A 3,898-nucleotide genomic window follows, 5' to 3' on the forward strand; every position below is an offset into this window, starting at 1 on the left:
AAATTCATGCTAATTTAAAGCTATATTTAAATTCCACGTTACCATTAATGTTAACATATGCCATTGGGGTTACCCACACTAAATAGCGAAGAGCCAAATAAAATAAGTGACTGGGAGGAAAGATATATAAGTCATGACCATATATTTGATGAAATAATAGAACTAAAAAGTGAACTTAAAAAATTAGAAGAAGAAGCAGTAGAATTGGAGAAACTTCCTGAAAAATATAATTCCATCTCCGAATTCAAAACAGATCTTGATAATTTAAGAAAGAAAAAAGAAAATGTTGATCGGCTGTACCAGGAAAAAAATATTGAATATATTAATACTAAAAACCAGCTGGCAGATAAATCTTATGAAGAAATAAAAAAAGAGTACAGCCAGATTGAAGAAGAATTTAAAAAAAGTATAAAAAAAGCAGAAAATCTAATAAAAGTAAAAAAAGTTATGGAAGAAAAATTAAAAGAATTTGACCAAAAAAGTTTTAAACCACTTGTAGAATCATTTTCGTACTATATAAAAAAAATAACAGGAAGTAAATATAATGTTGTAACATTTGATGAAAAATACAGAATCGAACTTAGTTCATCTGTTAGAAAAATTCCGGTAGAAAAAAACTTTCTCTCTTTTGGAACATATGACAGTATAGCACTTGCTTTAAAGTTTTCTCTTGTTGAACAGATATACAGTGATAAAAAGGGCTTTTTTATTCTTGATGATCCACTGGTTAATCTGGATCCGGAAAGGCAGAAAAATACAGTAAAAATAATATCTGATTTAGCTGAAAAATATCAGATAATTTTTACAACCTGCAGTCCTTTAACAGCTGAAAAACTTGGTGGAAATATAATCGAAATTTAAGAAAAATTTATTCCAGTTTAATTAATTTTTCAAAAACAGAACTCCATGATTTTCGAGAAATGTATTTTTGAATTAGAGAATGATCCGGAGGCTGTTTTTCTTTGACAGATATTAGCTGTTTTTCTAATTTAGTTGTAAGTCTTTTTATAAACTCTGGTATTTCAGCAGAATATGGTAAGCAGTCTTTACCACACAGAGGAGGTTTTACAAATTGTACTACACCACATTTAATAAGTTCAGGTCCCAGCCAATCCCTTATTCCCGGTAAATCTGTTGTAACTACTCTTAAACCTGATGCAAGAGCTTCTATAATTACCAGTGGTAAACCCTCATAATAAGAAGGGAGCACAAATATATCGCTCTGGCGCATTTTTTCAGCTAGCTTTTTTTGTGGAATAATTCCTGTAAAAATAATATTATTTCCTGTTTCAGCTGCAGCAGATTTAATATTTTTAAAATCACTGCCACAACCACCCCCACAAAGGGTCAAATTAATGCTGTATTTTTTGTTGAGGTGGGAAAAAGATTCTAAAAGTGCCAGCAGTCCCTTTGCTCTAGATATTTTTCCGGCATACAGCAGTTCCACTGCCTCTTTCTCTTTTTTTAGCTGCTTCGTTTGTAAAGGATAAAATATTTTGGGATTGAATCCATTGCCAATGACTTTTATTTTATTATTATCGATTCCCATTAACTGATTTATTTCTTTTTTTTGCTGAAAGTTTAGAGCAATTATTTTATCCACTTTATTTAAGGCTGTTTTTACATTTTTTTGGTGTTTTTCCAGCTGCTTAAATTTTCGCAGTCCTGTACCATGGCAGACAGCAATATGATTAATTCCTTCTGTATATTTTGTACTTAAGGCTGTCAGCAGCCATAGGTGGTGAGAAATAACTAGATCGGGTTTAAAGTTTTTAATAGCTTTTTTTATATTTTTAGAAAATGCATTTTTCCATTTCTGCAGTTTTTCGCCTTTAAGATCACTGTAAAGTGTACTTTTATAGGGCATTTGGTCACTCATTCCAACGACCGGAAAAGGAAGTTTATTAGATGAAAAATAAACAGGGAAAAATTCACTACATCCCCTTAGCTGATATTTATCACGGCTGTTTTTTTCAATTCCTGCTATGATAGCCTGCTCAACAGATTTTTTAGCTCCTTCATTTAATATGTTTTTAAGGTAATACCCACTACCTGTAAAACCTGGTTTTTGTGCATATATATGTAATATTTTCAATTTAAACACCTGCCTATTTAAAAAATTATAACAAATTTATCAAAATCCTTCAAATAAAATTTCCTTTAAGTTTTCCTGTTTTTTTATATCAGGCTTCATAAAGGATGTTTTCAATATTCTGCTTCTTTTTTTAATTTCTAAAATTGATTTTTAGAGAAATCATATGATTTTTTAAATGCCTATAACTGTTAATGATTTTTTTGTTGTGTTATAATAGTTAATGAGAATAGAGCTGGGAGGAATAAATATGTATGGGCTGGTATTAGAAGGTGGAGGAGCTAAAGGCGCATATCATGCAGGTGCTTTAAAGGCCATTAAAGAACTTAAATTGGATGTTTCCGGAGTAGCAGGCACTTCTATTGGTGCTTTTAATGGAGCAATGTTTGTCCAGGACAAAATTGAGGAAGTATATGAATATTGGTATAATATTTCTCCTGCACAGGTTTTTGATGTTGAAGAAAAATACGTAGCGGAATTGATGAACTTTTCTTTAAACCAAAAAAATCTTCTTTATTTAATAAATAAAGCTAAAGAAATATTTCAGAATAGGGGTTTAGATACTTCTATTATGAAAAAAATATTATCAGAAAATATAGATGAAGATTTAATAAGAAATTCAGATATGGATTTTGCAATTATCACAGTTTCTCTGAGTGAGTTTAAACCTTTAGAGCTTTTTGTTGAAGATATTCCCGAGGGAAAAATTGCAGATTATATTCTGGCTAGTTCTTATCTTCCGGCTTTTAAATTGCAGAGAATTGACGGTAAAATACTTATTGATGGTGGTTTTTATGATAATCTTCCTATTAATACCCTTATAAAAAAAGGCTACAAAAAAATAATTGCTGTCAGGACTTATGGCATGGGAGACAATAAGGTTGGAAATAATAATTCGGACATTATTTATATAAATCCTTCAGAAAATTTGGGGAGAATGCTTAATTTAGATCAAAAAAATGCCAGAAAAAATTTAAAAATGGGATATTATGATACAATGAAATATTTTAAAAACTTAAAGGGAAATAAATACTATATTTATCCTCCTAAAGACAGCAAATATTTTATTGAATTTATTTTAAATTTACCGGAAGAAACAATCAAATCTTTATCTGAACAGTTTAAAATAGTAGAACAGCCTAAAGAAAGATTATTATTTGAAGCATTAATTCCCAGAATAATTAATTTATTAGAATTAGATTATCAGGCTGATTATGGTGATATGCTGATAAATTTGCTGGAAATTATCGCAGCTAAAGCGGGAATTGAACGCTTTGAATTTTATAGTTTTCAAGATCTTCTTAAACAGGTTCGAAATAAATATAATAGAAGTGAAAAAACAATCAGTGAAAGGCTTCCACTATTTATAAAATCAAGCAATTTACTGCCTAAAAAAGTCAAGGAAGAAATTATTATCGGCATTGCCGAAAAAATTTTTTTAAACTATAGGGAGGTAAAATAGATTATGAATGGTCAAAAGAATAATAAAGCTGGTACTGGTGAAAATAAAATGATAAAAAATCTGAGAGAAAGATTATATGGTGATGCAGAGAAGGGGTCAACAGAACTCTTAAATGATGAAGAAAAATGTATTTTCTGCGGTAATTTTAATAACTTAATAAAATTTAAAGATACATATATATGCAGAAAATGTCTTGAGGATATTTAATCAGCTTTAAAATAATTTCAAAAAAATAACTTATAAATATGCAGGAGTTTCCCCAAAATTTATTTTCAAGCTGCAAAAAGGGGGCTTTAGTCATCAACGAAATTTTTAGATTTATCTAAAACTCAATTCGGGTGTGA

The 3,898-nt window shown here is 29.7% G+C and carries 4 protein-coding genes; 3 read left to right on the forward strand and 1 reads right to left on the reverse strand.

All coding sequences use genetic code 11. From position 1 onward, the window contains the following. The first annotated feature begins 57 nt into the window (after positions 1-57). On the forward strand, positions 58-861 hold the full coding sequence (locus DFR78_RS11720; RefSeq protein ID WP_114459006.1) for an ATP-binding protein: 804 nt from the start codon (positions 58-60) through the stop codon (positions 859-861). A 7-nt stretch (positions 862-868) separates the two neighbouring features. On the opposite strand, the gene DFR78_RS11725 is transcribed toward DFR78_RS11720, so the two are convergent. Beyond that, positions 869-2,095 (reverse strand): glycosyltransferase family 4 protein, encoded by a 1,227-nt coding sequence (locus tag DFR78_RS11725; RefSeq protein WP_114459007.1) that lies wholly within the window; start codon positions 2,093-2,095, stop codon positions 869-871. Between the two features lie 247 nt (positions 2,096-2,342). Here DFR78_RS11725 and DFR78_RS11730 point away from each other — a divergent pair, with 247 nt between their 5' ends. After that, the gene (locus DFR78_RS11730) at positions 2,343-3,554 is read left to right on the forward strand and encodes a patatin-like phospholipase family protein (protein ID WP_114459008.1); all 1,212 of its coding nucleotides are present in this window, start codon (positions 2,343-2,345) and stop codon (positions 3,552-3,554) included. A gap of 3 nt (positions 3,555-3,557) precedes the next feature. Then, a complete protein-coding gene (locus DFR78_RS11735) occupies positions 3,558-3,761 on the forward strand; it encodes a hypothetical protein (protein ID WP_114459009.1) in 204 nt (67 codons plus the stop codon). Positions 3,762-3,898 lie beyond the last annotated feature (137 nt).

The organism is Halanaerobium sp. MA284_MarDTE_T2, assembly GCF_003337245.1.
Classification (GTDB): Bacteria; Bacillota; Halanaerobiia; order Halanaerobiales; family Halanaerobiaceae; genus QPJE01.